At 71.5% G+C, this 23,527-nt stretch carries 25 protein-coding genes; 1 reads left to right on the top strand and 24 read right to left on the bottom strand.

All coding sequences use genetic code 11. From position 1 onward, the window contains the following. Positions 1–13: 13 nt before the first annotated feature. The 19 genes from nuoK to GA0070611_RS24225 form a co-directional block, all read right to left on the bottom strand. On the bottom strand, positions 14–331 hold the full coding sequence (gene nuoK / locus GA0070611_RS24315) for an NADH-quinone oxidoreductase subunit NuoK (RefSeq protein WP_091668688.1): 318 nt from the start codon (positions 329–331) through the stop codon (positions 14–16). After that, entirely contained in the window at positions 328–1,101 is a 774-nt protein-coding gene (locus tag GA0070611_RS24310) for an NADH-quinone oxidoreductase subunit J (RefSeq protein WP_091668686.1), read from the bottom strand. The genes nuoK and GA0070611_RS24310 overlap by 4 nt, the downstream gene beginning before the upstream one ends. Beyond that, positions 1,098–1,739, bottom strand: coding sequence for an NADH-quinone oxidoreductase subunit NuoI (gene nuoI / locus GA0070611_RS24305; RefSeq protein ID WP_091668683.1), 642 nt, complete (start codon positions 1,737–1,739; stop codon positions 1,098–1,100). Before nuoI ends, GA0070611_RS24310 begins: the two co-directional genes overlap by 4 nt. A 1-nt stretch (position 1,740) precedes the next feature. Then, complete coding sequence (gene nuoH, locus GA0070611_RS24300) at positions 1,741–3,099, bottom strand: NADH-quinone oxidoreductase subunit NuoH (RefSeq protein ID WP_091668681.1); 1,359 nt, start codon at positions 3,097–3,099, stop codon at positions 1,741–1,743. Continuing rightward, positions 3,096–5,600: an NADH-quinone oxidoreductase subunit G gene (locus GA0070611_RS24295; RefSeq protein ID WP_091668678.1), complete on the bottom strand. Its 2,505-nt coding sequence runs from the start codon at positions 5,598–5,600 to the stop codon at positions 3,096–3,098. The genes nuoH and GA0070611_RS24295 overlap by 4 nt, the downstream gene beginning before the upstream one ends. After that, complete coding sequence (nuoF, locus tag GA0070611_RS24290) at positions 5,600–6,916, bottom strand: NADH-quinone oxidoreductase subunit NuoF (protein ID WP_091668676.1); 1,317 nt, start codon at positions 6,914–6,916, stop codon at positions 5,600–5,602. Before nuoF ends, GA0070611_RS24295 begins: the two co-directional genes overlap by 1 nt. After that, positions 6,913–8,037 (bottom strand): NADH-quinone oxidoreductase subunit NuoE, encoded by a 1,125-nt coding sequence (nuoE, locus tag GA0070611_RS24285; RefSeq protein ID WP_091668673.1) that lies wholly within the window; start codon positions 8,035–8,037, stop codon positions 6,913–6,915. Before nuoE ends, nuoF begins: the two co-directional genes overlap by 4 nt. Further along, entirely contained in the window at positions 8,034–9,362 is a 1,329-nt protein-coding gene (locus tag GA0070611_RS24280; RefSeq protein ID WP_091668670.1) for an NADH-quinone oxidoreductase subunit D, read from the bottom strand. The genes nuoE and GA0070611_RS24280 overlap by 4 nt, the downstream gene beginning before the upstream one ends. A 55-nt stretch (positions 9,363–9,417) precedes the next feature. Then, complete coding sequence (locus tag GA0070611_RS24275) at positions 9,418–10,155, bottom strand: NADH-quinone oxidoreductase subunit C (protein WP_091668666.1); 738 nt, start codon at positions 10,153–10,155, stop codon at positions 9,418–9,420. Positions 10,156–10,210: 55 nt separating this feature from the next. Beyond that, positions 10,211–10,888: a NuoB/complex I 20 kDa subunit family protein gene (locus tag GA0070611_RS24270; protein WP_091668663.1), complete on the bottom strand. Its 678-nt coding sequence runs from the start codon at positions 10,886–10,888 to the stop codon at positions 10,211–10,213. A 14-nt stretch (positions 10,889–10,902) separates the two neighbouring features. Beyond that, positions 10,903–11,268 carry an NADH-quinone oxidoreductase subunit A gene (locus GA0070611_RS24265; RefSeq protein ID WP_091668660.1) on the bottom strand — a complete coding sequence of 122 codons (366 nt, stop codon included), beginning with the start codon at positions 11,266–11,268 and terminating at the stop codon, positions 10,903–10,905. Positions 11,269–11,408: 140 nt separating this feature from the next. Further along, positions 11,409–12,683, bottom strand: coding sequence for a geranylgeranyl reductase family protein (locus GA0070611_RS24260; protein ID WP_091673392.1), 1,275 nt, complete (start codon positions 12,681–12,683; stop codon positions 11,409–11,411). A gap of 134 nt (positions 12,684–12,817) precedes the next feature. Then, positions 12,818–13,036, bottom strand: a complete 219-nt coding sequence (locus tag GA0070611_RS24255) for a hypothetical protein (RefSeq protein WP_091668657.1) — start codon at positions 13,034–13,036, stop codon at positions 12,818–12,820. A gap of 69 nt (positions 13,037–13,105) precedes the next feature. Beyond that, positions 13,106–13,816, bottom strand: coding sequence for a demethylmenaquinone methyltransferase (locus GA0070611_RS24250; protein ID WP_091668655.1), 711 nt, complete (start codon positions 13,814–13,816; stop codon positions 13,106–13,108). 99 nt (positions 13,817–13,915) lie between these two features. After that, positions 13,916–15,172 carry an LPXTG cell wall anchor domain-containing protein gene (locus GA0070611_RS24245; RefSeq protein ID WP_091668653.1) on the bottom strand — a complete coding sequence of 419 codons (1,257 nt, stop codon included), beginning with the start codon at positions 15,170–15,172 and terminating at the stop codon, positions 13,916–13,918. A 205-nt stretch (positions 15,173–15,377) separates the two neighbouring features. Next, positions 15,378–16,562 (bottom strand): hypothetical protein, encoded by a 1,185-nt coding sequence (locus GA0070611_RS24240; RefSeq protein WP_091668650.1) that lies wholly within the window; start codon positions 16,560–16,562, stop codon positions 15,378–15,380. Between the two features lie 337 nt (positions 16,563–16,899). Further along, on the bottom strand, positions 16,900–18,090 hold the full coding sequence (gene mqnC, locus GA0070611_RS24235; RefSeq protein WP_091668647.1) for a cyclic dehypoxanthinyl futalosine synthase: 1,191 nt from the start codon (positions 18,088–18,090) through the stop codon (positions 16,900–16,902). 76 nt (positions 18,091–18,166) lie between these two features. Beyond that, a complete protein-coding gene (locus GA0070611_RS24230; RefSeq protein ID WP_091668643.1) occupies positions 18,167–18,577 on the bottom strand; it encodes a type II toxin-antitoxin system VapC family toxin in 411 nt (136 codons plus the stop codon). Further along, positions 18,574–18,852 carry a type II toxin-antitoxin system Phd/YefM family antitoxin gene (locus GA0070611_RS24225; protein WP_091668641.1) on the bottom strand — a complete coding sequence of 93 codons (279 nt, stop codon included), beginning with the start codon at positions 18,850–18,852 and terminating at the stop codon, positions 18,574–18,576. Before GA0070611_RS24225 ends, GA0070611_RS24230 begins: the two co-directional genes overlap by 4 nt. Before the next feature lie 129 nt (positions 18,853–18,981). Between GA0070611_RS24225 and GA0070611_RS24220 the strand changes: the two genes are divergently transcribed. Further along, positions 18,982–19,650 (top strand): LppU/SCO3897 family protein, encoded by a 669-nt coding sequence (locus tag GA0070611_RS24220; RefSeq protein ID WP_091668637.1) that lies wholly within the window; start codon positions 18,982–18,984, stop codon positions 19,648–19,650. Between the two features lie 6 nt (positions 19,651–19,656). Here GA0070611_RS24220 and paaE read toward each other — a convergent pair whose 3' ends face one another. The 5 genes from paaE to paaA are packed head-to-tail and all read right to left on the bottom strand — an operon-like array spanning position 19,657 to position 23,383. Continuing rightward, entirely contained in the window at positions 19,657–20,778 is a 1,122-nt protein-coding gene (paaE, locus tag GA0070611_RS24215) for a 1,2-phenylacetyl-CoA epoxidase subunit PaaE (protein ID WP_091668635.1), read from the bottom strand. After that, positions 20,775–21,254, bottom strand: a complete 480-nt coding sequence (gene paaD, locus GA0070611_RS24210) for a 1,2-phenylacetyl-CoA epoxidase subunit PaaD (RefSeq protein WP_091668632.1) — start codon at positions 21,252–21,254, stop codon at positions 20,775–20,777. The genes paaE and paaD overlap by 4 nt, the downstream gene beginning before the upstream one ends. 55 nt (positions 21,255–21,309) lie before the next feature. Continuing rightward, positions 21,310–22,035 carry a 1,2-phenylacetyl-CoA epoxidase subunit PaaC gene (gene paaC, locus GA0070611_RS24205; protein ID WP_091668627.1) on the bottom strand — a complete coding sequence of 242 codons (726 nt, stop codon included), beginning with the start codon at positions 22,033–22,035 and terminating at the stop codon, positions 21,310–21,312. Further along, positions 22,032–22,319: a 1,2-phenylacetyl-CoA epoxidase subunit PaaB gene (gene paaB, locus GA0070611_RS24200; RefSeq protein WP_091668623.1), complete on the bottom strand. Its 288-nt coding sequence runs from the start codon at positions 22,317–22,319 to the stop codon at positions 22,032–22,034. The genes paaC and paaB overlap by 4 nt, the downstream gene beginning before the upstream one ends. Beyond that, positions 22,316–23,383 (bottom strand): 1,2-phenylacetyl-CoA epoxidase subunit PaaA, encoded by a 1,068-nt coding sequence (gene paaA / locus GA0070611_RS24195; protein WP_091668619.1) that lies wholly within the window; start codon positions 23,381–23,383, stop codon positions 22,316–22,318. The genes paaB and paaA overlap by 4 nt, the downstream gene beginning before the upstream one ends. Between the last annotated feature and the right edge of the window lie 144 nt (positions 23,384–23,527).

Genomic DNA, 23,527 nt, shown 5'->3' with positions numbered 1-23,527 from the left:
CACCGTCGGCCTCTCAGTACTTCAGCAGGTTGGCGTCGTCGACGCTCGCCGAGCGCCGGGTCCGGAAGATCGACATGATGATCGCGAGCCCGACCACCACCTCGGCCGCCGCCACCACCATCACGAAGAACGCCATGATCTGGCCGTTCAGGTCGCCGTTGATCCGGCTGAAGGTGACCAGCGTCAGGTTCGCCGCGTTGAGCATCAGCTCGACGCACATGAACAGCACGATCGCGTTCCGCCGGACCAGCACCCCGACCGCGCCGATGGTGAAGAGCACCGCGGCGAGGACGAGGTAGTAGGTCGGCTCGACCGAGAAGAACGAGTTCATTTCTTGTCCGTCCCCTTCAGCGAGGTCTCCTCGGCGGTCAGCTCACGCACCGGCAGGATCTCCGGGATGCTGCGGTCGGTGAGCCGGCCGTCGGGGAGGCGGGCCGGCGTGGCCACCGAGCTGGAGGTGGCGAAGACACCCGGGCCGGGCTTCGGACCGGGGTAGTTGCCGGGGCGGAACCGGGCCTTCATGGTGGCGACCTGGTCCATCCGGTCCTCCTTGCGCCGCTCCACGTGCGCCAGCACCATCGCCCCGACGGCCGCCGTGATCAGCAGCGCCGAGGTCAGCTCGAAGGCGAAGACGTACTTGGTGAAGAGCAGCCGGGCGATGCCCTGCACGTTGCCCTCGGCGTTCGGCTTGTCCAGGCCGACCGCCCGGACGCCGTCGAGCGCCCGGTAGAGGCCGGTGCCGACCAGGCCGGCGAAGCCGAGGGCCAGCACGATCGCCGCCGTCCGCTGCCCGCGCAGCGTCTCGATCAGCGAGTCGGACGAGTCCCGGCCGACCAGCATCAGCACGAACAGGAAGAGCATCATGATCGCGCCGGTGTAGACGATGATCTGGACCATGCCGATGAACGGCCCGGCCTGCAGGACGTAGAACACGCCCAGGCAGAGCATCGTCAGCACCAGCCAGAGCGCCGAGTGCACCGCGTTGCGCGCCCACACCATGCCGATCGCGCCGATGAGCGCCAGCGGGGCGAGGATCCAGAAGGTCACCGCCTCGCCGCCGCCCACCGAGGCCGTCTCGGCGAGCACCGTCTGCGTGGTCATGCCGTGTCTCCCTTGCCTGCCGCCACCCGCTGGGCCGCCTGCTCGGCGCCCGGGAAGGTGACGCCGGGGGTCTCGTCGAGCTGGTACCGGCCCGGGTTGTTGGCCGAGTGCTCGGCGCCGGCGGAGGTGCCCGGGTTGGTCAGCCCGCCGACGTAGTAGTCCTTCTCGCTCTCGCCCAGCCGCATCGGGTGCGGCGGCTGCTCCATACCTTCGAGCAGCGGCGCGAGCAGCTGCTCCTTGGTGAAGATCAGGTCCTGCCGGTTGTCCCGGGCCAGCTCGTACTCGTTGCTCATGGTGAGCGAACGGGTCGGGCAGGCCTCGATGCAGAGCCCGCAGAAGATGCACCGGGCGTAGTTGATCTGGTAGACGCTGGCGTACCGCTCACCCGGGGAGAAGCGCTGCTCCTCGGTGTTGTCGCCACCCTCCACGTAGATCGCGTCGGCCGGGCAGGCCCAGGCGCACAGCTCACAGCCGATGCACTTCTCCAGCCCGTCCGGGTGCCGGTTGAGGATGTGCCGCCCGTGGTAGCGCGGCGCCGAGACCGGCGGCTTGAACGGGTAGTCGGTGGTGACGACCTTCTTGAACATGTGCGAGAAGGTGACCCCGAAGCCCTTGAACGTTCCGGTGATCGCGCCCACGTCACACCTCCCTGGAGTCCGAGCCGGCGACGACGTTGGCCGGCTCCCGCTCGGCGACCACGCGCTTGGTGCGCGGGCTCGGTGGTACCTGCAGGTCCATCGGGGGCAGCGGGAAGCTGCCGTGCGGCCGGCTGTTGGCCTGTTCCTGCGGGGTCGGCTTCGGCTCCTTCTTGCGGCTCGGCCAGAGCAGCGTCGCCAGCAGCAGGACGCCCGCGCCGATGCCGGTGGCCAGCAGCCGCTGCGGCCGGTCCCAGTCCTCGATCGAGCGCAGCCCGGCCAGGACCAGGATCCAGACCAGGTTGATCGGGAGCAGGACCTTCCAGCCGAAGCGCATGAACTGGTCGTACCGGAGCCGGGGCAGGGTGCCCCGCAGCCAGACGAAGACGAAGACCAGGATCAGCACCTTGCCGAAGAACCAGAGCATCGGCCACCAGCCGGAGTTGGCGCCGGCCCAGAAGGTGGTGATCGGGGCCGGGGCCCGCCAGCCGCCCAGGAAGAGCGTCGTGGTGACCGCGGACATGGTCACCATCGAGACGTACTCGGAGAGCATGAAGAGCGCGAACTTCAGCGAGCTGTACTCGGTCATGAAGCCCGCGACCAGCTCCGACTCCGCCTCGGGCAGGTCGAACGGCGCCCGGTTGGTCTCACCGACCGTGGCGATGAAGAAGATGATGAAGCTGGGCAGGAGCAGGATCGCGTACCAGCCGGGGGCGGTCACGTTCGCGCCGAGGATGTCCAGCTTCGAGCCGTGCGCCTGGGCGGCGACGATCCCGCTGGTGGACATCGTGCCGGCGGTCATGAAGACCGCCACGATGCTCAGCCCCATGGCGACCTCGTACGAGATCATCTGGGCGCTGGAGCGCAGGCCACCGAGGAGCGGGTAGGTCGAGCCGGAGGCCCAGCCGCCGAGCACGATGCCGTAGATGCCCATCGAGGAGCAGGCCAGCAGCACCAGCACCGCCACCGACACGTCGGTGACCTGGAGCGGCGTCCAGTGCCCGAAGATGCTGACCTTCGGCCCGAACGGGACCACCGACAGCGCGGTGACCGCGCAGATCACCGAGATGGTCGGCGCGAAGAAGTAGACGACCTTGTCGGCGGCCTTCGGGAGGATGTCCTCCTTGAAGGCCATCTTCAGGCCGTCGGCCAGGGTCTGCAGCAGGCCGAACGGGCCGACCTGGTTGGGGCCGGGCCGCACCGCCATCCGGCCGACCACCCGGCGCTCGAACCAGACGCCGAGCAGCGTGGCCAGCAGGCCGAAGACGAAGGCGAAGACGATCTTGATCAGGACCAGCCACCACGGGTCCTTGCCGAAGTCGGCCAGCGTCGGATCCTGCGCGGCCGCGAGGACCGTGCTCATTGAACACCCCCAGCGTTGAGGAGCGGACCCGGGCGACCGGCCTCGTCCGCGGCGACCCGTGCGGCCGGGACGGCCGCGCCGGCGGAGACCTTGACGACCGCGCCGGACGTCGCGCCGAGGCTGCGCCGTACGGTCGAGCCGGGTGAGTTGGTCGGCAGCCAGACGACGCCGTCCGGCATCTCGGTGAGCGCCGCCGGCAGGGTGACCGCACCGCGGTCGGTGCCCACGGTCACCGGGTCGCCGTCGGCCACGCCGAGCGCCTCGGCGGTGCCCTTGCCCAGCCGGACCACCGGCGGACGGGCGGTGCCGGCGAGGTCCTCGTCGCCGTCGGTGAGGCTGCCCAGGTCGACCAGCTGGTGCCAGGTGGCCAGCACGGCCTCCCCGGCACCGGGCTGCGGGACGGCCACCGGCTCGACGGCCGGCGCGCCCGGACGGTCGACCCGGGTCGGCGGCAGCGCGCCCAGCTCCCGCCGGACGCTCATCACGTCGCCGGTGCCGAGCGCGACGTCGAGCTGCGCGGCGAGCGCGTCGAGCACCCGACCGTCGGTCATCGACTCGGTCTCCAGCACGGCGTCGAAGGGACGCAGCCGCCCCTCCCAGTCCAGGAAGCTGCCGTCCTTCTCGACCACCGGCGCGACCGGGAGGACCACGTCGGCCCGGCGGGCCACCGCGCTCATCCGCAACTCCAGGCTGACCAGGAACGGCACCGCGTCGAGGGCCGCCTCGGCCAACCGCGGGTCGGCCAGGTCGGCCGGGTCGACACCGGCCACCACCAGGGCACCGAGCCGGCCGTCGGCCGCCGCGGTGAGGATGGCGTCGGTGTCCCGACCGGCCTGGCTCGGGATGACCCCGGCCGGGATGTCCCAGGCCTCGCCGAGCTCGGCGCGGCCCGCCGGCTCGGTCACCAGCCGGCCGCCGGGCAGCAGGTTGGGCAGGCAGCCCGCGTCGACCGCGCCGCGGTCACCCGCGCGCCGCGGCACCCAGGCCAGCTTCGCCCCGGTACGCCGGGCCACGTCCGCCGCGGCGGAGAGGCCGCCGGGCACCGCGCCCAGCCGCTCGCCGACGAGCAGGATCGCCCCCGGCTGGCTGAGCGCCTCGGCCACGGTGGCGTGCTCGGCGAGCACCGACGCCTCCTCGCCCGGCACCACCCGGGCCAGCTTGGCCCCGAGCTTCTCCAGGCCGCGGGTGGCGAACGGCGCGATCGCGTACACGGTGAGCTTCTTCTTCAGGTACGCCTTGCGCAGCCGCAGGAAGAGGATCGGGCACTCCTCCTCCGGCTCCAGGCCGACCAGCACCACCGCGGGCGCGTTCTCCACGTCCGTGTAGGTCGTGTCGGTCACCCCGGCGACGTTGCTGGCCAGGAAGTCGGCCTCCTCGCGGGAGACCGGCCGGGCCCGGAAGTCGATGTCGTTGGTGTGCAGGGCGACCCGGGCGAACTTGGCGTACGCGTAGGCGTCCTCGACGGTCAGCCGGCCGCCGGTGAGCACCGCCGTGCCGTGCTCGCCGTCCCGGGCCGCGCGCAGCCCCTCGGCGGCCCGGGTGAGCGCCTCGCTCCAGGAGGCCTCGCGCAGCTCACCGGTCGTCTCGTCGCGGACCAGCGGGGTGCTGAGCCGGTCGAAGGCCCGGGCGTACTGGAAGCCCCAGCGGCCCTTGTCGCAGTTCCACTCCTCGTTCACCGCCGGGTCGTCGCCGGCCAGCCGGCGCAGCACCTTGCCGCGCCGCCAGTCGGTGCGCTGGGCGCAGCCGGCCGAGCAGTGCTCGCAGACGCTCGGGCTGGAGACCAGGTCGAACGGGCGGGCCCGGAACCGGTACTGCGATCCGGTCAGCGCGCCCACTGGGCAGATCTGCACGGTGTTGCCGGAGAAGTAGGAGTTGAACGGGACGTCCCCGCTGTCCTCACCGGACTCCGCGCCGTACGCGTCGTCCCGGTAGATGTTGATCTCCTCGGCGGACGACCGGCCCATCAGGTCGATGAACTTGTCGCCGGCGATCTCCTCGGAGAACCGGGTGCAGCGCTGGCAGAGCACGCAGCGCTCACGGTCGAGCAGCACCTGGGTGCTGATCGGCAGCGGCTTCGGGTACTCCCGCTTGTGCTCGTGGAAGCGCGAGTCCGTGCGGCCGGTGGACATCGCCTGGTTCTGCAGCGGGCACTCGCCGCCCTTGTCACACATCGGGCAGTCGAGCGGGTGGTTCATCAGCAGCAGCTCCATTACCCCCTCCTGCGCCTTCTTGGCGACCGGAGAGGAGAGCTGGGTGCGGACCACCATGCCGTCGGCGACGGTCTGGGTGCAGGAGGCGACCGGCTTGCGCTGGCCCTCCACCTCCACCAGGCACTGCCGGCAGGCGCCGGCCGGGGCCAGCAGCGGGTGGTCGCAGAACCGGGGGATCTCGGTGCCCAACTGCTCGGCGACCCGGATCAGCAGCGCCCCCTTGGGGGCGGTGACCTGGACGCCGTCGATGGTGAGCGTGACGGTCTCGGTCTGCTTGGCTACGTCGGTCATCAGTGCGCTCCCACCAGCTGCTTGTCCGACAGCTTCGGTGCGGTACGTCCCTCGATGTAGTCGAGGTAGTCCTGCTTGAAGTACTTCAGCGACGAGGTCACCGAGCTGGTCGCACCGTCACCCAGGCCGCAGAACGAGCGGCCGAGGATGTTGTCGCAGGTGTCGAGCAGGGTGTCCAGGTCCTCGTGGGTGCCCTGGCCGGCGAGGATGCGCCGGTAGACCCGGACCATCCAGTAGTTGCCCTCGCGGCACGGGGTGCACTTGCCGCACGACTCGTGGTGGTAGAACTCCAGCCACCGGTAGGTCGCGTAGACCGGGCAGTCCTGGTCGGAGAAGATCTGGGTGGCCGTGGTGCCCAGGATCGAGCCGGCCGCCGCCACCCCCTCGAAGTCCAGCGGCACGTCCAGGTGCTCGGCGGTGAGCAGCGGCGTGGACGACCCGCCCGGGGTCCAGAACCGCAGCTCGTGTCCGGGCTGCATGCCGCCGGCCAGCTCGATCAGCTCGCGCAGGGTGATCCCCATCGAGGCCTCGTACTGGCCGGGGTTGGCGATCCGGCCGGAGAGCGAGTAGATCATCGGACCGGACGACTTCTCCGTGCCCATGGTCTTCCACCAGTCGGCGCCGCCCAGCACGATGTACGGGACGCTGGCGATGGTGCCGACGTTGTTGACCACGGTCGGGCTGGCGTACAGGCCGTGGGTCGCCGGGAACGGCGGGCGCAGCCGGGGCTGGCCCCGGAAGCCCTCCAGCGAGTCCAGCAGCGCGGTCTCCTCACCGCAGATGTACGCCCCGGCGCCCGAGTGCACCACCAGCTCCAGGTCGAACCCGGAGCCGAGGATGTTCCGCCCGAGGTAGCCCTTGGCGTACGCCTCCTGGACCGCGTTGCGCAGCCGTCGGGCGGCGTGCACCGCCTCACCGCGGATGTAGATGTACGCCCGGTTGGCCCGGATCGCGTACGAGGCGATGATGACGCCCTCGACCAGCGAGTGCGGGTCGTGCGTCATCAGCGGCAGGTCCTTGCAGGTGCCCGGCTCGCCCTCGTCGGCGTTGACCACCAGGTAGTGCGGCTTGCCGTCGCCCTGCGGGATGAAGCCCCACTTGAGACCGGTCGGGAAGCCCGCGCCGCCCCGGCCGCGCAGCCCCGAGTCCTTGATCAGCTGGATCAGGTCGTCCGGGTGGGCCTTGACCGCCTTGCGCAGGGCGGCGTAGCCGTCCAGCTTCTCGTAGGTGCCGATCCGCCAGGCGTCCGGCGACAGCCAGCGCTTGGTCAGCACCGGCGTCAGCTTGGCCAGCGTCTCCGGCCGAGGAGTGGTCACTTCTGGACCCCCGTTTCGCTCGCGACCGCCGGGCCCGCGCCGTTGGCGCCCGCCCCGGCCTCCGCTTCCTTGAGGTTGCGCTGCTGCGCCCCGGCCTCGTCGCCGGCCGGCTTGCCGTCCCCGGCCGGCGCGTTCGCGGCCGTGCCGGCGGCCTCGGCCGCCTGCGCGTCGCGGGGCGACGGCGCGGTGGTGTCGACCGGGACCTTGCTGCCCGGGGCGTCCGGCACCGCGGTGCCCGCGTCCGGCTGCCGGGTCTCGGCGGTACGCACCTGCGGCGACTTGTCGTCCGGCGCCTTCACGTCCGGCGCGGTGCTGCCGGTGACCGCCTCGGGCCTGGCCGGTTCGGCGGCCGGAGCCGGCTTGGCCGGTTCGGCGGCGGGGGCCGGCTTGGCGGCATCGGCCTTCGCCTTGGCCTCGGCGGCGGCCCTGTCGGCCTCGGCCTTGCTGCGGATCGGGGTGTTCGGGTCGAAGCCCGGCACCGCGATGCCGTGCTGCTCGGCCAGGCGCAGACCGCGCAGGCTCGGCTCGCCCGGCCCGCCGTCGGCCACCGCGCCCTCGCGCTCGTCGGCGAAGCCGGCGAGCTGGACGGCCATCTCCTTGAGCGTGCAGAGCCGGGCACCCCGGGTCGGCATCGGCCGGCCGCCGGCCCGCAACTCCTCGACGACGCCGAGCGCGGCCTGCGGCTCGATGTTGTCGAAGAAGTCGTAGTTGACCGTCATCACCGGGCCGTAGTCGCACGCCGCCAGGCACTCGGCGTGCTCCAGGGTGATCTTCCCGTCGGCGGTGGTCTCGTCGTGCCCGACGCCCAGGTGCTCGGCCAGGGTGTCGTAGACCTCCTGGCCGCCCAGCACGTTGCACATCGTGTTGGTGCAGACGCTGACCAGGTAGTCGCCGGTGGGCTTGCGCTTGTACATGGTGTAGAAGGTGGCCACCGCACCGACCTGGGCCTTGTTCAGGCCGAGCACCTCGGCGCAGAACTCGACACCGGCCGGGGAGACGTAGCCCTCCTCGGACTGGACCAGGTGCAGCAGCGGCAGCAGCGCCGAGCGGGACCGGTCCGCCGGGTACCGGGCGATGATCTCCCGCGCCCGACCCCGGGTCTCTTCAGTGAAAACGCTCATCGGTCACATCCACCCATCACGGGGTCCAGCGAGGCGCCACCGGCGATCACGTCGGCGATCAGGCCGCCCTCGGCCATCGCCGGGAGGGCCTGGAGGTTGACGAAGCTCGGCTCCCGGTAGTGCACCCGGTACGGCCGGGTGCCACCGTCGGAGACCGCGTGCACGCCCAGCTCGCCACGGGGCGACTCGATGCCGACGTACACCTGGCCCGGCGGGACCCGGAAGCCCTCGGTGACGAGCTTGAAGTGGTGGATCAGCGACTCCATCGACTGACCCATGATCTTGGCGACGTGCTCCAGCGAGTTGCCCATGCCGTCGACGCCGATGGCGAGCTGCGCCGGCCAGGCGATCTTCTTGTCGGCGACCATCACCGGGCCCGGCTTGGCCAGCCGGTCCACCGCCTGCTCGACCAGCTTCAGCGACTCGCGGATCTCGGCGAGGCGCACCTCGTACCGGCCCCAGACGTCGCCGTCGGGGTGGGTCGGGACGTCGAACTCGTACGTCTCGTACCCGCAGTACGGCATGGTCTTGCGCAGGTCCCAGGCGAGCCCCGCCGAGCGGAGCACCGGACCGGTCACGCCCAGCGCGAGGCAGGCCGTCACGTCGAGCACCGCCACGTTCTTGGTGCGCTCGATCCAGATCGGCTGCCCGGAGAGGAGATTCTCGTACTCCTTGAGCTTCTTCGGCAGCAGCTTCAGGAAGTCGCGGATCTTGCGGATCGCGTCCTCCGGCACGTCCTGCGCCACCCCGCCCGGCCGCACGTACGCGTGGTTCATCCGCAGGCCGGTGATGGTCTCGAAGATGTCGAGGATGTACTCCCGCTCGCGGAAGCCGTACAGCATCATGTTGATCGCGCCCAGCTCCATGCCGGTGGTGGCCAGCCAGACCAGGTGCGACGAGATCCGGTTCAGCTCCATCATGAGCACCCGGATGGTGGTGGCGCGCTCGGTGATGTCGTCGGTGATGCCGAGCAGCTTCTCCACCGCGAGCGAGTACGCCGTCTCGTTGAACAGCGGGGAGAGGTAGTCCATCCGGGTCACGAAGGTGGAACCCTGGACCCAGTTGCGGTACTCGAGGTTCTTCTCGATGCCGGTGTGCAGGTAGCCGATGACCGAGCGGGCCTCGCGGACCGTCTCGCCCTCCAGCTCCAGGATCAGCCGGAGCACGCCGTGCGTGGACGGGTGCTGCGGACCCATGTTGACGACGATCCGCTCGTCGTTGATCGGGTCGGTGCCGGAGACGACCTGGTCCCAGTCCCCGCCGGTGACGGTGAAGACCTTGCCCTCGGTGGTCTCGCGCTCGGTCGCGTAGTTCGACGTGGTCACCGCGCCTGCCCTCCGTTCGCGACTGCGGGGCTCCGCTCCGCTGCACTCCTCGCGCTCACTGGTAAGACCTCCGCTTGTCCGGCGGGGGGATCTCCGCGCCCTTGTACTCGACAGGCACGCCCCCGAGGGGGTAGTCCTTGCGCTGCGGGTGCCCCTCCCAGTCGTCCGGCATGAGGATCCGGGTGAGGGCGGGGTGGCCGTCGAAGACGATGCCGAACATGTCGTACGTCTCCCGCTCCTGCCAGTCGGCGGTCGGGTAGACGGCGGTGACGCTCGGCAGGTGCGGGTCCTCGGCGGAGACCGCGGCCTCCAGCCGCACCCGACGCCGGTAGGTCATCGAGGTGAGCTGGTAGACGACGTGCAGCCGGCGGGCGTCCGCGCCCAGGTAGTCCACCCCGGACACCGACGAGCAGAGCTCGAAGCGCAGCGCCAGGTCGTCACGCATCACCTGGCAGACCTCGGCGATTCGCTCGGGACGGACGTGCAGGGTCAGCTCGCCCCGGTCCACCACGACCTTCTCGATCGCCTCGCCGAACTCGGGGTACGCCTCCTCCAGCGCGTCCCGGACGTCGTCGAAGTAGCTCCCGTACGGCCGGGAGGCCTCCTCGATCGGCGTGCGCTGACGGACCAGGCCGCCGAAGCCGGAGACGTCCCCGCTGCCCTGGTTGCCGAACATGCCCCGCCCGGCCGGGGTGGCCGGCGGGTGCTCGGCGGGTGCGGTGCTGCTGGCCCCGGCGGGGGTGACCGGTACCGGTACGCCCCCGTCGGTGGTCCTGTCGTTCGGTGCCGTCACCGCGCCTGCCCTCCGTTCGCGACTGCGGGGCTCCGCTTCGCTGCACTCCTCGCGCTCACTTGGGACCCCCCTGCACGTGGAGGTGGTTCTGCGCCTTCATCCAGTTCTCGATCCGCAACTGCTCCTCGCGACCCTCGCGGACCGCCCGGGTCCACTCGGCCCGCCGGGCCTTGTCGCTGCGGTACGACGACGGCATCGAGCCGTACGGGACCACGGGAACGTCACCGCGCTCCTTGCGGGCCTCCAGCATCTTGCGGCCGTTCGGGCCCAGCGGCTCGTACATGATCTTCTCGCGGAGCTTGAGCACCGCGTCGATCAGCATCTCGGGCCGGGGCGGGCAGCCCGGGAGGTACATGTCGACCGGCACGACGTGGTCGACGCCCTGCACGATGGCGTAGTTGTTGAACATGCCGCCGCTGCTCGCGCAGACCCCCATGGAGAGCACCCAGCGGGGCTCGGCCATCTGGTCGTAGATCTGGCGCAGGACCGGGGCCATCTTCTGGCTGACCCGGCCGGCCACGATCATGAGGTCCGCCTGCCGGGGCGAGGCCCGGAAGACCTCCATGCCCCAACGACCCATGTCGTAGTGCGGGCCACCGGCGGCCATCATCTCGATGGCGCAGCAGGCAAGGCCGAAGGTGGCGCCCCAGACGGACGACTTCCGCGACCAGTTGACCAGCTTCTCGACGGTGGTGAGCAGGACGCCGGAGGGAAGTTTCTCCTCGATGCCCATCTGCCGTACCTCCCTCAGTCCCAGTCCAGGCCGCCGCGCCGCCAGACGTAGGCGTATGCGACGAAGACCGCGACGATGAACAGGACCATCTCCACGAAGCCGAAGATCGGCAGGGCGTCGAAGGACACCGCCCAGGGGTAGAGGAAGATGATCTCGATGTCGAAGACGATGAAGAGCATCGCCGTCAGGTAGAACTTGATCGGGAACCGGCCGCCGCCGACCGGCTGCGGGCTCGGTTCGATGCCGCACTCGTAAGCCTCGAGCTTGGCCTTGTTCAGTCGCCGGGGACCGGCGAATCGGGCGGCGGCCACGGAGAACAGCGAGAAGCCCGCGGCGAGGGCGAACAGCCCGATGATCGGTGCGTAAGGAGAGAGCGTCATCGTGGTCTCCTGCTCGTCCTTCCCTGACCTCGGTGGTTGGCGAAAATCACACTATTCACGTCCCTCGTGACCTCGGTCGGCGGGGGTCGATCTCTGTCGGCCGGGGGCGCCGTCGCCCCCGGGACCGCTGCCCGGGTGGCCTACACGGCCGGGGCCACCTTCGTCATCGCGTTGATGACCCGGTCCATCGCGTCCCCGCCACGCGGGTCGGTCAGGTTGGCCAGCAGCTTGAGCACGAAGCGCATCAACATCGGGTGCGGCATGCCGTGCTTGGTGGCCATCCGCATGACCTCCGGCCGGCCGATGAGCTTCACGAAGATCCCGCCGAGCCGGTAGTAGCCGCCGAAGCGCGCCTTGAGCTCCTGCGGGTACGCCATCAGCGCCCGCTCCCGCTCCGCGCCGGCCGGCCGGGCGAGGGCCTGCACCGCGACCTCGGCCGCCAGCTCGCCGGACTCCATCGCGTACGCGATGCCCTCGCCGTTGAACGGGTTGACCATGCCGCCGGAGTCGCCGACCAGCAGCACGCCGCGGGTGTAGTGCGGGACCCGGTTGAAGCCCATCGGCAGCGCGGCGCCGAGGATCGGCCCTTCCGCGTTGGTCTCGTCGGTCATCCCCCAGTCCTCGGGGGTGTTCGCCAACCAGTCGGTGAGCAGCCGCCGGTAGTTGGTCTTACCGAACGCGGCCGAGGAGTTGAGCACGCCCAGGCCGGCGTTGACCCGGCCGTCACCGAGGCCGAAGATCCAGCCGTAGCCGGGCAGCAGCGCGTCGTTGCCCTTGGCCCGCAGCTCCAGCCAGGACTCCAGGTAGTCGTCGTCGTGCTTGGCCGCCGAGCGGTAGTAGCGGCGGACCGCCACGCCGATCGGCCGGTCCTCCCGCTTGGCCAGCCCGAGGGCGAGCGGGAACCGGCCGGACACGCCGTCGGCCGCCACCACCAGCGGGGCGTGGAAGGTGGCCGGCTCCTTGTCCGGGCCCACCTCGGCCTGCACCCCGATCACCCGGTCGTCGGCGTCGAGCACCGGACCGAGGACGTTCACGCCGGTCCGCAGCTTCGCCCCGGCGGCCACCGCCCGCTGGGCGAGCAGGTCGTCGAAGTCGAGCCGGGTACGGACCAGGCCGTAGTTGGGGAAGCTGGCCAGGTCGGGCCAGTCCAGTTCCAGGCGTACCCCGCCGCCGATCACCCGTAGGCCCTTGTTGTGCAGCCAGCCGGCCTCGGGCGAGGTGTCCACACCCATCCGGACGAGCTGCCGCACGGCCCGGGGGGTCAGCCCGTCGCCGCAGACCTTCTCCCGGGGAAACTCGGTCTTCTCCAGCAGCAGCACGCGTACGCCGTGCCGCGCCAGGTGGTACGCGGTCGCCGATCCTCCGGGACCGGCGCCCACGACGATCACGTCGGCGTCGTTCTCCACCGCGGTCATCTGCGCCTCCTCCCGCATGCTCGTGAAATGCTTCACAAGCCGATCGGGTTGGAGTCTATGACCGGGGTCATACCAGTAGGCGGTGAGGGGTACCTAACTTCCCGGAAACCTGCCGGTCGGAGAGACCCCGGAGGTCACGGGTGGGAGGCGTGCGCAGGCCCCAGGCCGGCATCGGTCCGGATCGTTTCGGGCAGGTGCTCGCGCAGCGCCCCGCCGGCGGCCCGGTCGAGCGCGGCCAGCACCTCGGCCACCACCTGTCGGACGTCTGCGGGATCCGCGCCGGCCAGCTCGCGCAGCTGGGCGATGAGCTCCGCGGCGTCGTCGTCCGTGGTCGGCTGCTCTGCTCCCGTCATGGGGGCGAGCCTACGGTGCGAAATGGACGTAAAGGAGATATTCCCGAAATCGGGCGGTTGCCGGGTGCGTCAGTCCCGGATCGCGCGGTGCAGCGCGACCACGCCCCCGGTGAGGTTCCGCCAGGCCACCCGGCCCCAGCCGGCCGCGCCGATGCGGGCCGCCAGCGCCGGCTGGTCGGGCCACGCGCGGATCGACTCGGCCAGGTAGACGTACGCGTCGGGGTTGCTGGAGACGGCCCGGGCCACCGCGGGCAACGAGCGCATCAGGTACGACAGGTAGACGGTGCGGAACGCCGGGTTGACCGGGGTGCTGAACTCGCAGACCACCAGCCGGCCGCCCGGCCGGGTGACCCGGGCCAGCTCGCGCAGCGCCGCGTCGGTGTCGTTGACGTTGCGCAGCGCGAAGGAGATGGTCACCGCGTCGAAGCTGGCGTCGGCGAAGGGCAGCCGCAGGGCGTCCCCGGCCAGCAGCGGCACCTGCGGGCGGGTCCGCTTGCCGGCGTGCAGCATGCCCAGCGACAGGTCGGCGCCGACCGCGTACGCCCCGGAGTGGGCCAGTTCCTCGGTCGAGACCCCGGTGCCCGCGCCCACGTCCAGCACCCGCTCGCCCGGGCGCAGCCCGAGCGCCGCCCGGGTGGCCCGCCGCCAGGACCGGTCCTGCCCGAACGACAGCACGGTGTTGGTCAGGTCGTAGCGGGCCGCCACCCCGTCGAACATCGCGGCGACCTCGTGCGGCTGCTTGTCCAGGCTGGCGCGCTGGCCCTGCGGGGTACGGCTCACCCCTCCACTCTGCCAGCCGCCCCGCGGCCGCCCCCGCCCGGGTACGCCGAAGGGCGCCGGTGGTCACGCCACCGACGCCCTTCGATCGAACCGGTTGCCTCAGTCGCCGGACTTCTCGTCGCCCGGGGTCACCACGACCACCTTGCGCCGCCGGGAGAGGATCATCAGCACCGCGCCGGCCAGCAGGACCGCCCCGCCGATGCCACCGATCAGACCGGCCTGCACACCGGTCACCGGCAGGCCGCCGCCGCCACCGGAGCCGCCGCCCGGGGTGGGCGTGCCGCTCGGGGCCGGGCCGGCGGTGGGGGTGCCGGTCGGGGTCGCCGTCGGGGTGGGGGTCGCCGTCGGCGTACCGCTCGGGGTCGGGCTGGGCTGGGCGGACAGGTCCACGAACGCCTCGAAGATCGTGTGGTTGTCCTGCTCGTCGACCTCCGAGAAGGCGCGCCGCTGGGCCGGGCCGGCCGCCTTCGGGTCCTCGTCCGCCGGGCCCTCGGCCTGGTCCAGCCCGTACGCGAAGAGGTCCCCCTCGTGCAGCACCGGCTCGGTGACGTCGTCACCCACCCGGACCGTCACGTCGGCGGTGTAGTACTCGCCGGGGCGCACCACCACACCGGAGTCCTCGCAGAGCAGCTGGGCCTTGCCGAAGATCTCCTGCTGGACGCAGCCCTGCGGGGTCTGCACGAAGCTGACGCCGGCCGGCAGGGTGAGGCCGTAGGTGATCCCGGTCGCCTTCCGGCTGCCATCGTTGTAGACCGCCCAGTCGAGCGGCACGGTCTTCCCGCGCCGGACCGGCTTGAGGTCGGGCTCGCTCTGCTGGGCGCCGTCGACCACCACGTTGTCCTGGATGTCCTGCACCCAGGAGGTGAGGTCGTAGCCGGGTGCGGTCACCTGGACCGGCACCTCGATCATGTCGTCGTCGGTCAGCGGGGAGGACGGCGTGCCGACGCCGACGGAGAGCACCCCGCCGTCACCCTTCTTGCCGGTGCTGAACAGCGGAATGCCGAAGTCCTCGCTGGTGCCGGCGGGCAGGTCGCCGAGCAGGCACTGGAACTTCGAGCCGTCGGCGACCGGGGTGCAGCCGTCCGGGATCACGAAGCCGACCCGCTTGAGCTTGAGCCGGTCCACCTCCACCAGGACGGTGACGTCCTTGGCGGTGGAGCTGCCCGGGTTGGTGACGGTGAACTTGAACGGCTTGGCCCGGGCCGCGTCGACGCCCCTGGCCACGCTGGTGCTGAGGGGTGCGAGCGCCAGGTCGGGCGTGTCGGCGTGGGCCGGAGTGCCGACCGCGGTGAGCCCGGCGGCGAGCAGGGTTGCGGCACCCGCCCGCGCCAGGTGTGAGCGCTGGAAGAAGGTCATGGATCCCCCGGGGTAAGGGACGTACGCGAAGTTGCGGAACGAAGGGACGGTACCGGAGCGACGTCACAGCACGCCAGGGGCGCTGCCCGGAACGTCGTCCGTCCCGTCCGGACGGTGGACACAGCAGGGGCGGGATGGTGGACCATCCCGCCCCTGCTGCCGTGCGTTATGTGAACGGCCCTCATGGGCCGATGGAGGACGAGCCTCAGTTGGTCGACTTCTCGTCGCCCGGCGTCACCAGGAGCACCCGGCGCCGCCGCGAGACGATGAACATCGCGGCACCGGCGGCCAGCACGACCGCGCCGACGCCACCGATCAGGCCGGCCTGCGGGCCGGTCACCGGCAGGCCACCGCCGTTGTCGCCGTTACCACCGCCGGAACCACCGGCCAGCGGCGTCACCATCACGCCGAAGCCGTCGGTGTTGTCGCTCGCGTCCACCTCGCTGCGCTTCTGCGGCCCGGAGCGGGTCACCTTGCGCAGGAAGGACGGCAGCTCCTTGGTGGCCTTGGCCGTGTCGCCCGCGGCGACGGCCTCACCCAGCGACTCGACCGTGACGGTGCCGCCGGTCAGGGTGGCCGGCGCCTTGACGCCCTTGGCGACCGTCACCGGGAGGACGACCTCGAGCCAGGCCTTCGGGGCCAGCTCGACATCGGCGGAGCAGGTGAACTTGCGCCGGTCGCTGGAGAACCCGCACTCCTCGGTCCGGATGCTGCCGAACGTCACGCCCTTGGGCAGCAGCATCTCGACCTTGATGGTCGCGACCGGCCGGTCACCCTGGTTCTCCACGTACGCGACCGCGACGGTGTCGTCACCCGGGTTCAGCGGGCTCCCCTTCGGGGTGTCGCTCTCCAGGGCGTCCTTGTCGGAGATCTCCCGGTCGATGTCCGGGGCCACCACGGTCAGGTCGGCACCGGTGCCCTCGACCTTGACCTTGACGGTCACCTCGTTGTTGGACTCGTCCGGGTCCTCGCCGTCGTGCAGGATGATCGCGCTGATCTCACCGGCGTCACCGACGGAGCCGTTCTTACGGGTCAGCGGGAAGGCCCAGTCGATGTCCGCGCCGGCCCGGAGGACGTCGCCCTCGATGCCGCAGAGGATCAGGCCGTCCTCGCGCGGGCTGCAGCCGTTCTCGTCGATGTCCACCTTGGTGGTGTCCAGCTTGCTGATGTCCAGACCCACCAGGACCTTGGTGGCGTCCACCTTGCTCTTGTTCAGCAGGGAGACGGTCGCGGTCTTGCCGGGCGCGCCCACCGCGATGGTGGTTCCGGTCGCCTCGATGGCCAGGTCGGCCGGCTCGGCGGCCACGGCCGGCGCGGCGAAGAGGCCCGCGGCCAGGATCCCGGCGACGCCGGTGCCGGCGTACGCCAGCGCGCGGTTACGGAAGATCATGGAGAGTTCCCCCCGTGGGGTCAAGGAAAGGTACGGGCGGGGACGTTAGCGGTCCCCGATCGGCCTCGCCACCCCCGCGATCGGGCGGGTTGAGCAGTGCGGCTAAGAACGGCTTAATGTTTGCCCGAATTGATGCGTCTTGCTATCCCCGGACACCCGGCCGGCGGACACAAACGGTAACCAATTCGAGATCTACGGCCCCCGCCGGCTCCGACGTCCGGCCAGTTCAGGACGGCAGCAGGCGTCACTCTTCGTCCACCGGAAATTCACCGGCGGCGATCAACCGACGGTGACGCCCCACCGCCGTCGGGCGATGGGCGTCGGTGTCCGGACCCGCTCAGCGGGCGTCGACGAGCGGCAGTGACTTTCCGACGCCACCACCCGGCAGGGCGATCGAGGAGAAGTGCGAGACCACCCGCTCGTCACTGGGGTCGTCGGCCGGCGTCCGGTGCACCGCGAGCCGGTTGTAGAGGGTGTCGCGCTGGGCCGGGATCCGGCCGGCCGTGCGGATCATGCCGATCAGCTCGTGCAGGTTGGACCGGTGCCGGGCGCCGGCCGAGGAGATCACGTTCTCCTCCAGCATGATCGAGCCCAGGTCGTCGACGCCCATGTGCAGGGCGAGCTGGCCGACGTCCTTGCCCGTGGTGAGCCAGGACGCCTGCAGGTGCGGCACGGTCTCGAAAAAGAGCCGGGCCACCGCGACCAGCCGCAGGTATTCCAGGGTGGTGGCCTGGGTGCGGCCCTTCAGGTGGTTGTTCTCCGGCTGGTAGGTCCACGGGATGAACGCCCGGAAGCCACCGGTGCGGTCCTGTACGTCCCGGATCATGCGCAGGTGCTCGATCCGCTCGGCGTTGGTCTCGCCGGTGCCCATCATCATGGTCGCGGTCGACTCCAGGCCCTGCCGGTGCGCCAGCTCCATGACCTCCAGCCAGCGCGCGCCCGACTCCTTCAGCGGCGCGATCGCCTTGCGCGGCCGGTCCGGCAGCATCTCGGCGCCGGCGCCCGCGATCGAGTCGAGGCCGGCGGCCTTGATCCGGGCGATGGCCTCGTCCAGGCTCACGCCGGAGACCTTGGCCATGTGCAGGATCTCGCTCGGACCGATCGAGTGGATGGCGAGCTGCGGGTACGCCTTCTTGACCGAGGAGAAGAGCTCCTCGTAGTACTCCACGCCGTAGTCGGGGTGGTGGCCGCCCTGGAGCATGACCTGGGTGGCGCCCAGCTCGACCGCCTCGCCGCAGCGGCGCAGGATCTCCTCGGTCGGGTGGGTCCAGCCCTCCTTGTGCTTGGGCGCACGGTAGAAGGCGCAGAACTTGCACGCCGTCACGCAGACGTTCGTGTAGTTGATGTTGCGGTCGATCAGGTACGTGACGATGCCGTCCGGGTAGCGCCGGCGGCGCACCGCGTCCGCCGCCTCGCCCAGCGCGTGGAAGGGCGCCTCGGTGTAGAGCAGCAGGGCCTCCTCGGGCGTGATCCGCCCGCCGTCCGCGCCGCGCTGCAGGATGTCGTCGATCTCCCGGCTCACCGTCACGCCATCGAGCCTACGTCGCCCGTCGCGGCGCCGACACGGCACTCCACCCCCGGTGACGAGCACCCCACCGCCCGGCTCAGTTCATTCCGGGGCTGGCCACGGCGAGACCGGCCGCCTTCGCGGCGTCCAGCAGCCGCCGGTCGTAGGTGACGAACGCGACGAAGTCGGTGCCCGCCTGACGGGCCAGGATCTCCGCCGTGGCGAGGTGGATGGCGTCCAGGCTGCGCAGCAGGGGTTCGGCATACGCCCCCGCCGCCGCGCGAACGCCCGCGTCGATCTCGACCCGGTAGAGCCGCCCCAGCACCGACGGCACGCCGACCAGCGCCTGCGGTGCGGCGCGCCGCAGGGCTCGCGGCACCTCGACCTCGACCAGGGCGGACGAGACGAGCGGCGCTCCGGCGTGGCCGTCGAGCCAGGCGATCAGATCAGGCGTCTCCTCCTCGCGCCGGAGCAGCTTGATGACCGCCGCCGAGTCGAGATAGATCACCAGCGCTCCTCGTCCCGCACCTTCGCCAGGACGGCCGCGACGTCCACCGAGGGATCACCCAGCACCGGTGGCATCGGCACCGGCCCGGCCGACGTCGGTGCGGTCGCGCGACCCTCCGCGACCAGGCGACCGAGAAGCGCGTCGCCCGCGAGGACCGGGACCAGCCGGGCAATTGGCTCACCCCGGTCGGTCACCTCAACTGTCTCGCCGGCACGCACCCGTGCCAGCACCCTGCTCGTGTGCTGGTTGAGCTCCCGTACTGGGATCTGTTCCATGGAGCGAGTGTAGAACGAAATGTTCTACACGTCCCGGCGGATTCCTCGCGGCGGTTGCCCTCGGCGGGACAACGCGACCGACGATCTTCCCCTATCGTGCGGTCTCCCTCCCCGCGACAAGGAAGAGCCGTGACCACACCGATCGCCGACCCACCGCCGCCGGCCGCGGCCCCCGCACCCGTCGTCGACACCCTCACCTGCCGGTACTGCGGATCCGCGCCCGCCATCAAGGCGACGCTGCGCGGGCACCAGGGTTTCGTCCTCGTCTGGCGCATGCTGAGCCGACGTGGGCCGTTCTGCCGGTCCTGTGGCATCGCGGTCTGCCGCGACATGACCGCAGACACGCTCTACCAGGGCTGGTGGGGTGCCGCCTCGATGATCCTCACGCCGCTGGTCCTGCTCGGGAACCTCGTCACCCGGGTCCGCCTCGGCCGTCTGGCGGAACCGCACCCGGGTGCCCCGGGCACGCCGGCGGTGCCGGGCCGGCCCGTGTTCCGGCGGGCCGCCGCGCTCGGCCTCCTCGTACCCGTGGCCCTCGTCGCCGTCGTCCGCTGGTCGATCGCCGACGATCCCGCGTACGCCGCCGTCGGCGACTGCGTGAAGGTGACCGACCTGGTCACCCGTTCGAGCGTCAGCGTGGTCGACTGCGGCGACCCGGCCGCCGGCTACGTCGTCGTCGGCCGGGTCGACGACGCCACCGGCGACGCGGCGTGCGCGCGGTTCTCCGGCGTGGTCGCCAGCTACACCGAGCGGCAGCGGTCGGACAGGTACCTGCTCTGCCTCGGTCCGAACCGCTGACCGCGCTCAGGCGTCGTAGTCGACGGTGAGCTTGTCGGTGGTGGGGCTGGACTGGCAGGTGAGCACGTACCCGGCGGCCACCTCGTCCGGCTCCAGGGCGTAGTTACGGGCCATGGTCACCTCGCCGGAGACCACCTTCGCCTTGCAGGTCGAGCAGACCCCGCCCTTGCAGGCGTACGGCAGCTCGCCGCGGACCTTCAGGGCGGCGTCCAGCACCCGCTCGTCACGGCCCATGGTGAAGCTCGACGACCGCCCGTCCAGCACGATCGTCACCTCGGCGCCGGCACCCGGCTCGTCGGACGGGCGGCGCACCGGCTCCGGCGGCGCGTCGACGTGGAACAGCTCGGTGTGCACCGCCGACTCCGGCAGCCCCCGGGTGGCCAGCACCGCCTTGGCGTCCACCACCATCCCGTACGGGCCGCAGAGGAACCACTCGTCGATGCTGTCCCCGGGGACGATCGTGTCCAGCAGCCGGGTCAGCCGCTCGGCGTCGATCCGTCCGGAGAGCAGCGGCGACTCGCCCTGCTCCCGGGAGAGCACGTGCACCAGGTGCAGCCGCGTCGGGTAGCGGTCCTTCAGGTCCGCCAGCTCCTCGGCGAACATCACCGAGTTCGCCGTGCGGTTGCCGTACACCAGGGTGAAGGTGCTGGCCGGTTCGACGGCCAGCGCGGTGGCGACCAGCGCGAGCACCGGCGTGATGCCGGAACCCGCGACCACCGCGCCGTAGCTGCGGACCCGGTCCGCCGCGAAGGCCGTGGTGAAGTGCCCCAGCGGGGGCAGCACCTCGACGGTGTCGCCGCCGCGCAGCGCCCCGCAGGCGAACGCGGAGAACGCGCCGCCGGGGATCTCCCGCACCCCGATCCGCAGCCGGCCGTGCCGGGCCAGCTCGTCCGGCGTGGAGCAGATCGAGTACGACCGCCGCACGTCCGCGCCGTCCTCGCCGGGCGAACCGGTCGGACGCCGCACGGTCAGGTGCTGGCCGGCGGAGAACGCGAAGGTCTCCCGCAGCTCCGCCGGCACGCCGAAGGTGATCGCCACGGCGTCGTCGGTGAGCCGGTCGACGGCGACGACGGGGAGCGGGTGGAAGGCCGGCCGGCGGCGGACCGGGCGGGTGATGGTGACAGTCACAGCGCCTTCAGGTGGTCGAAGGGTTCGGAGCAGGCGCGGCAGCGCCAGAGGGCCTTGCACGCGGTGGAACCGAAGCGGCTGACCTGCTCGGTCTCCGGTGAGCCGCAGCGCGGGCAGCGGACCGCCAGGGTCAGCGGCACCACGTTGCCGCCGCGCGCGACGGGCGCGGGCGGGGCGATGCCGGCGGCGGCCAGCTTGGCCCGGCCGCCCTCGGTGATCCAGTCGGTGCTCCACGCCGGGGCGTGCACGGTGCGCACCTCGGCGTCCGGGTGGCCGGCGGCGGCGAGCGCGCGGCGGATGTCCGCCCGGATCACGTCCATCGCCGGGCAGCCGGTGTAGGTGGGGGTGATGGTGACGACGACCCGGCCGGTGTCCGGGTCCTCGTCGACCGACCGCAGGATGCCCAACTCGTCGATGGTGATGACCCGGATCTCCGGGTCCACCACCGCCGCCGCGGCCTCCCTCGGCGTGGTCACCAGCGCCGCCCTTCGTTCGCGACTGCGGGGCTCCGCTTCGCTGCGCTCCTCGCGCTCACCAGCGCGCTCCGGGGTGGGCGCGGTGCAGCACCTGCATCTCGGCCAGCAGGTACGACAGGTGCTCGGTGTGCACGCCGGCGCGGCCACCGCCCGGCGTCCAGCCGGTCGTCGGCCGGGTCAGGGTGGCCTCGTCGAGCACGGTGGCGACGGTGGCGTCGAAGTCGGCCCGCAGGGTGGCCGGGTCGACCGGCGCCGCCGGGTCCGCCGTGAAGAGTTCGTGCACGTACGGCCAGACCTGGTCCACCGCCGACTGCATCCGCCGGTGCGACTCCTCGGTGCCGTCGCCGAGCCGCTTCACCCAGAGCGCGGCGTGGTCCAGGTGGTACGCCGACTCCTTGCGGGCCTTCGCGCCGATCGCGGCCAGCCGCTCGTCGCCGCAGCCGGCCAGCGCGGTGTAGAGGGACAGCTGGTACGCGGCCAGGAAGAACAGCTTGGCCATGGTGACCGCGAAGTCGCCGTTCGGCAGCTCCACCAGCAGGCAGTTGCGGAACTCGCGGTCGTCGCGCAGGTAGGCCAGCGCGTCCTCGTCCCGGCCGGCGCCCTCCAGCTCCCCCGCGTACGTGAGCAGGAGGCGGGCCGCGCCGAGCTGGTCGAGGGCGATGTTCGCCAGCGCGATGTCCTCCTCCATCTCCGGCGCGCGGGAGGTCCACTCGCCGAGCCGCTGCGCGGCGATCAGCGCGTCGTCGCCGAGGGCGAGGGCGAAGTCGAACGGCGGGTTCACAGGTGGGCCACCCCGTCCGGCACCTCGTAGAAGGTGGGGTGACGGTAGACCTTGTCGGCGGCCGGGTCGAAGAAGGCGTCCTTCTCGTCCGGGCTGGACGCGGTGATCGCGCCCGCCGGCACCACCCAGATCGAGACGCCTTCCTGGCGGCGGGTGTAGAGGTCGCGGGCGTTGCGCAGGGCCAGCTCGGCGTCGGGGGCGTGCAGGCTGCCGACGTGGGTGTGCGACAGCCCGCGCCGGGCCCGGACGAAGACCTCCCAGAGCGGGGAGGATTCCTTGCTCATGCGGCCACCTTCTCCTTCTTCCGGGCCTGCTTCGCGGCGTGCGCGGCGGCGGCCTCGCGTACCCAGGCGCCCTCGTCGTGGGCGCGGCGGCGGTGCGCCATCCGCTCCCGGTTGCACGGCCCGTCGCCCTTGATCACCCGCATCAGCTCGTCGTAGTCCGGCTGGGTGTAGTCGTACGCCCCGCGCTCGTCGTTCCAGCGCAGGTCCGCATCCGGCAGGGTGAGGCCGAGCACCTCGGCCTGGCCGACGCACATGTCCACGAAGCGCTGCCGCAGCTCGTCGTTGGAGAAGCGCTTGATCTTCCAGGCCATCGACTGCGCGGAGTGGGTGGAGTCGGTGTCCGGCGGGCCGAACATGGCCAGCGACGGATACCACCAGCGGTCCACGGCGTCCTGGGCCATCGCCTTCTGCGCCGGCGTGCCGTGGGCCAGGGTGTGCAGGATCTCGTAGCCCTGCCGCTGGTGGAACGACTCCTCCTTGCAGACCCGGATCATCGCCCGGGCGTACGGGCCGTAGGAGCAGCGGCAGAGCGGCACCTGGTTGACGATCGCGGCCCCGTCGACCAGCCAGCCGATCGCGCCGACGTCGGCCCAGCTCAGGGTGGGGTAGTTGAAGATCGAGCTGTACTTCTGCCGGCCGTTGAGCAGCAGCTCCACCAGCTCGTCCCGGCTGATGCCGAGGGTCTCGGCGGCGGCGTAGAGGTAGAGGCCGTGGCCGGCCTCGTCCTGCACCTTGGCCAGCAGGATCGCCTTGCGCTTCAGCGACGGGGCCCGGCTGATCCAGTTCCCCTCCGGCTGCATGCCGATGATCTCGGAGTGCGCGTGCTGGGCGATCTGCCGGATCAGGCCCTTCCGGTACGCCTCCGGCATCCAGTCGCGCGGTTCGATCTTCTGGTCGGCGTCGATCACGTCCGAGAAGTACGCCTCGAGGTCCTCGTCGGGAGCCGGACCGCCGCGCCGGGCCCGCGCCGCGGCCTCGCGCAGCGCCGCCTCGGCCGCCTCCACCTCGCCGAGCAGGCCGCCGCCCGGACCGTCCTCGGGCGGGGCGAAGTCATTGCCATACATGAGGCCAGTGTTACAGCTCGCGCCCGGCGACACCAGAGGGTGTAACAGGTTTCCGATCGCACGGTCCGTCACCCGTTGGCCGCTTCCGGTCACCCGGCCCGAGCTGTGGAAACATGTGACGTCCACCACTTCTCGAAGATGAAT

Origin of the sequence: Micromonospora auratinigra (assembly GCF_900089595.1) — a bacterium.
In the GTDB taxonomy this organism is placed as follows: Bacteria; Actinomycetota; Actinomycetes; order Mycobacteriales; family Micromonosporaceae; genus Micromonospora; species Micromonospora auratinigra.
Note: the sequence above shows the minus strand (reverse complement) of the source record. Positions and strands in the feature narration are given on the sequence as shown.

Excerpts from the sequence above, each read along its gene's own strand:
- GA0070611_RS24265 (WP_091668660.1), bottom strand. The coding sequence starts at position 11,268 with ATGACGCTCTCTCCTTACGCACCGATCATCGGGCTGTTCGCCCTCGCC.
- GA0070611_RS24260 (WP_091673392.1), bottom strand. The coding sequence starts at position 12,683 with ATGACCGCGGTGGAGAACGACGCCGACGTGATCGTCGTGGGCGCCGGT.
- GA0070611_RS24310 (WP_091668686.1), bottom strand. The coding sequence starts at position 1,101 with ATGACCACGCAGACGGTGCTCGCCGAGACGGCCTCGGTGGGCGGCGGC.
- paaB (WP_091668623.1), bottom strand. The coding sequence starts at position 22,319 with ATGAGCAAGGAATCCTCCCCGCTCTGGGAGGTCTTCGTCCGGGCCCGG.
- GA0070611_RS24240 (WP_091668650.1), bottom strand. The coding sequence starts at position 16,562 with ATGATCTTCCGTAACCGCGCGCTGGCGTACGCCGGCACCGGCGTCGCC.
- GA0070611_RS24255 (WP_091668657.1), bottom strand. The coding sequence starts at position 13,036 with ATGACGGGAGCAGAGCAGCCGACCACGGACGACGACGCCGCGGAGCTC.
- nuoK (WP_091668688.1), bottom strand. The coding sequence starts at position 331 with ATGAACTCGTTCTTCTCGGTCGAGCCGACCTACTACCTCGTCCTCGCC.
- GA0070611_RS24270 (WP_091668663.1), bottom strand. The coding sequence starts at position 10,888 with ATGGGCATCGAGGAGAAACTTCCCTCCGGCGTCCTGCTCACCACCGTC.
- nuoE (WP_091668673.1), bottom strand. The coding sequence starts at position 8,037 with ATGAGCGTTTTCACTGAAGAGACCCGGGGTCGGGCGCGGGAGATCATC.
- paaA (WP_091668619.1), bottom strand. The coding sequence starts at position 23,383 with ATGTATGGCAATGACTTCGCCCCGCCCGAGGACGGTCCGGGCGGCGGC.
- nuoH (WP_091668681.1), bottom strand. The coding sequence starts at position 3,099 with ATGAGCACGGTCCTCGCGGCCGCGCAGGATCCGACGCTGGCCGACTTC.
- GA0070611_RS24245 (WP_091668653.1), bottom strand. The coding sequence starts at position 15,172 with ATGACCTTCTTCCAGCGCTCACACCTGGCGCGGGCGGGTGCCGCAACC.
- GA0070611_RS24295 (WP_091668678.1), bottom strand. The coding sequence starts at position 5,600 with ATGACCGACGTAGCCAAGCAGACCGAGACCGTCACGCTCACCATCGAC.
- GA0070611_RS24225 (WP_091668641.1), bottom strand. The coding sequence starts at position 18,852 with ATGGAACAGATCCCAGTACGGGAGCTCAACCAGCACACGAGCAGGGTG.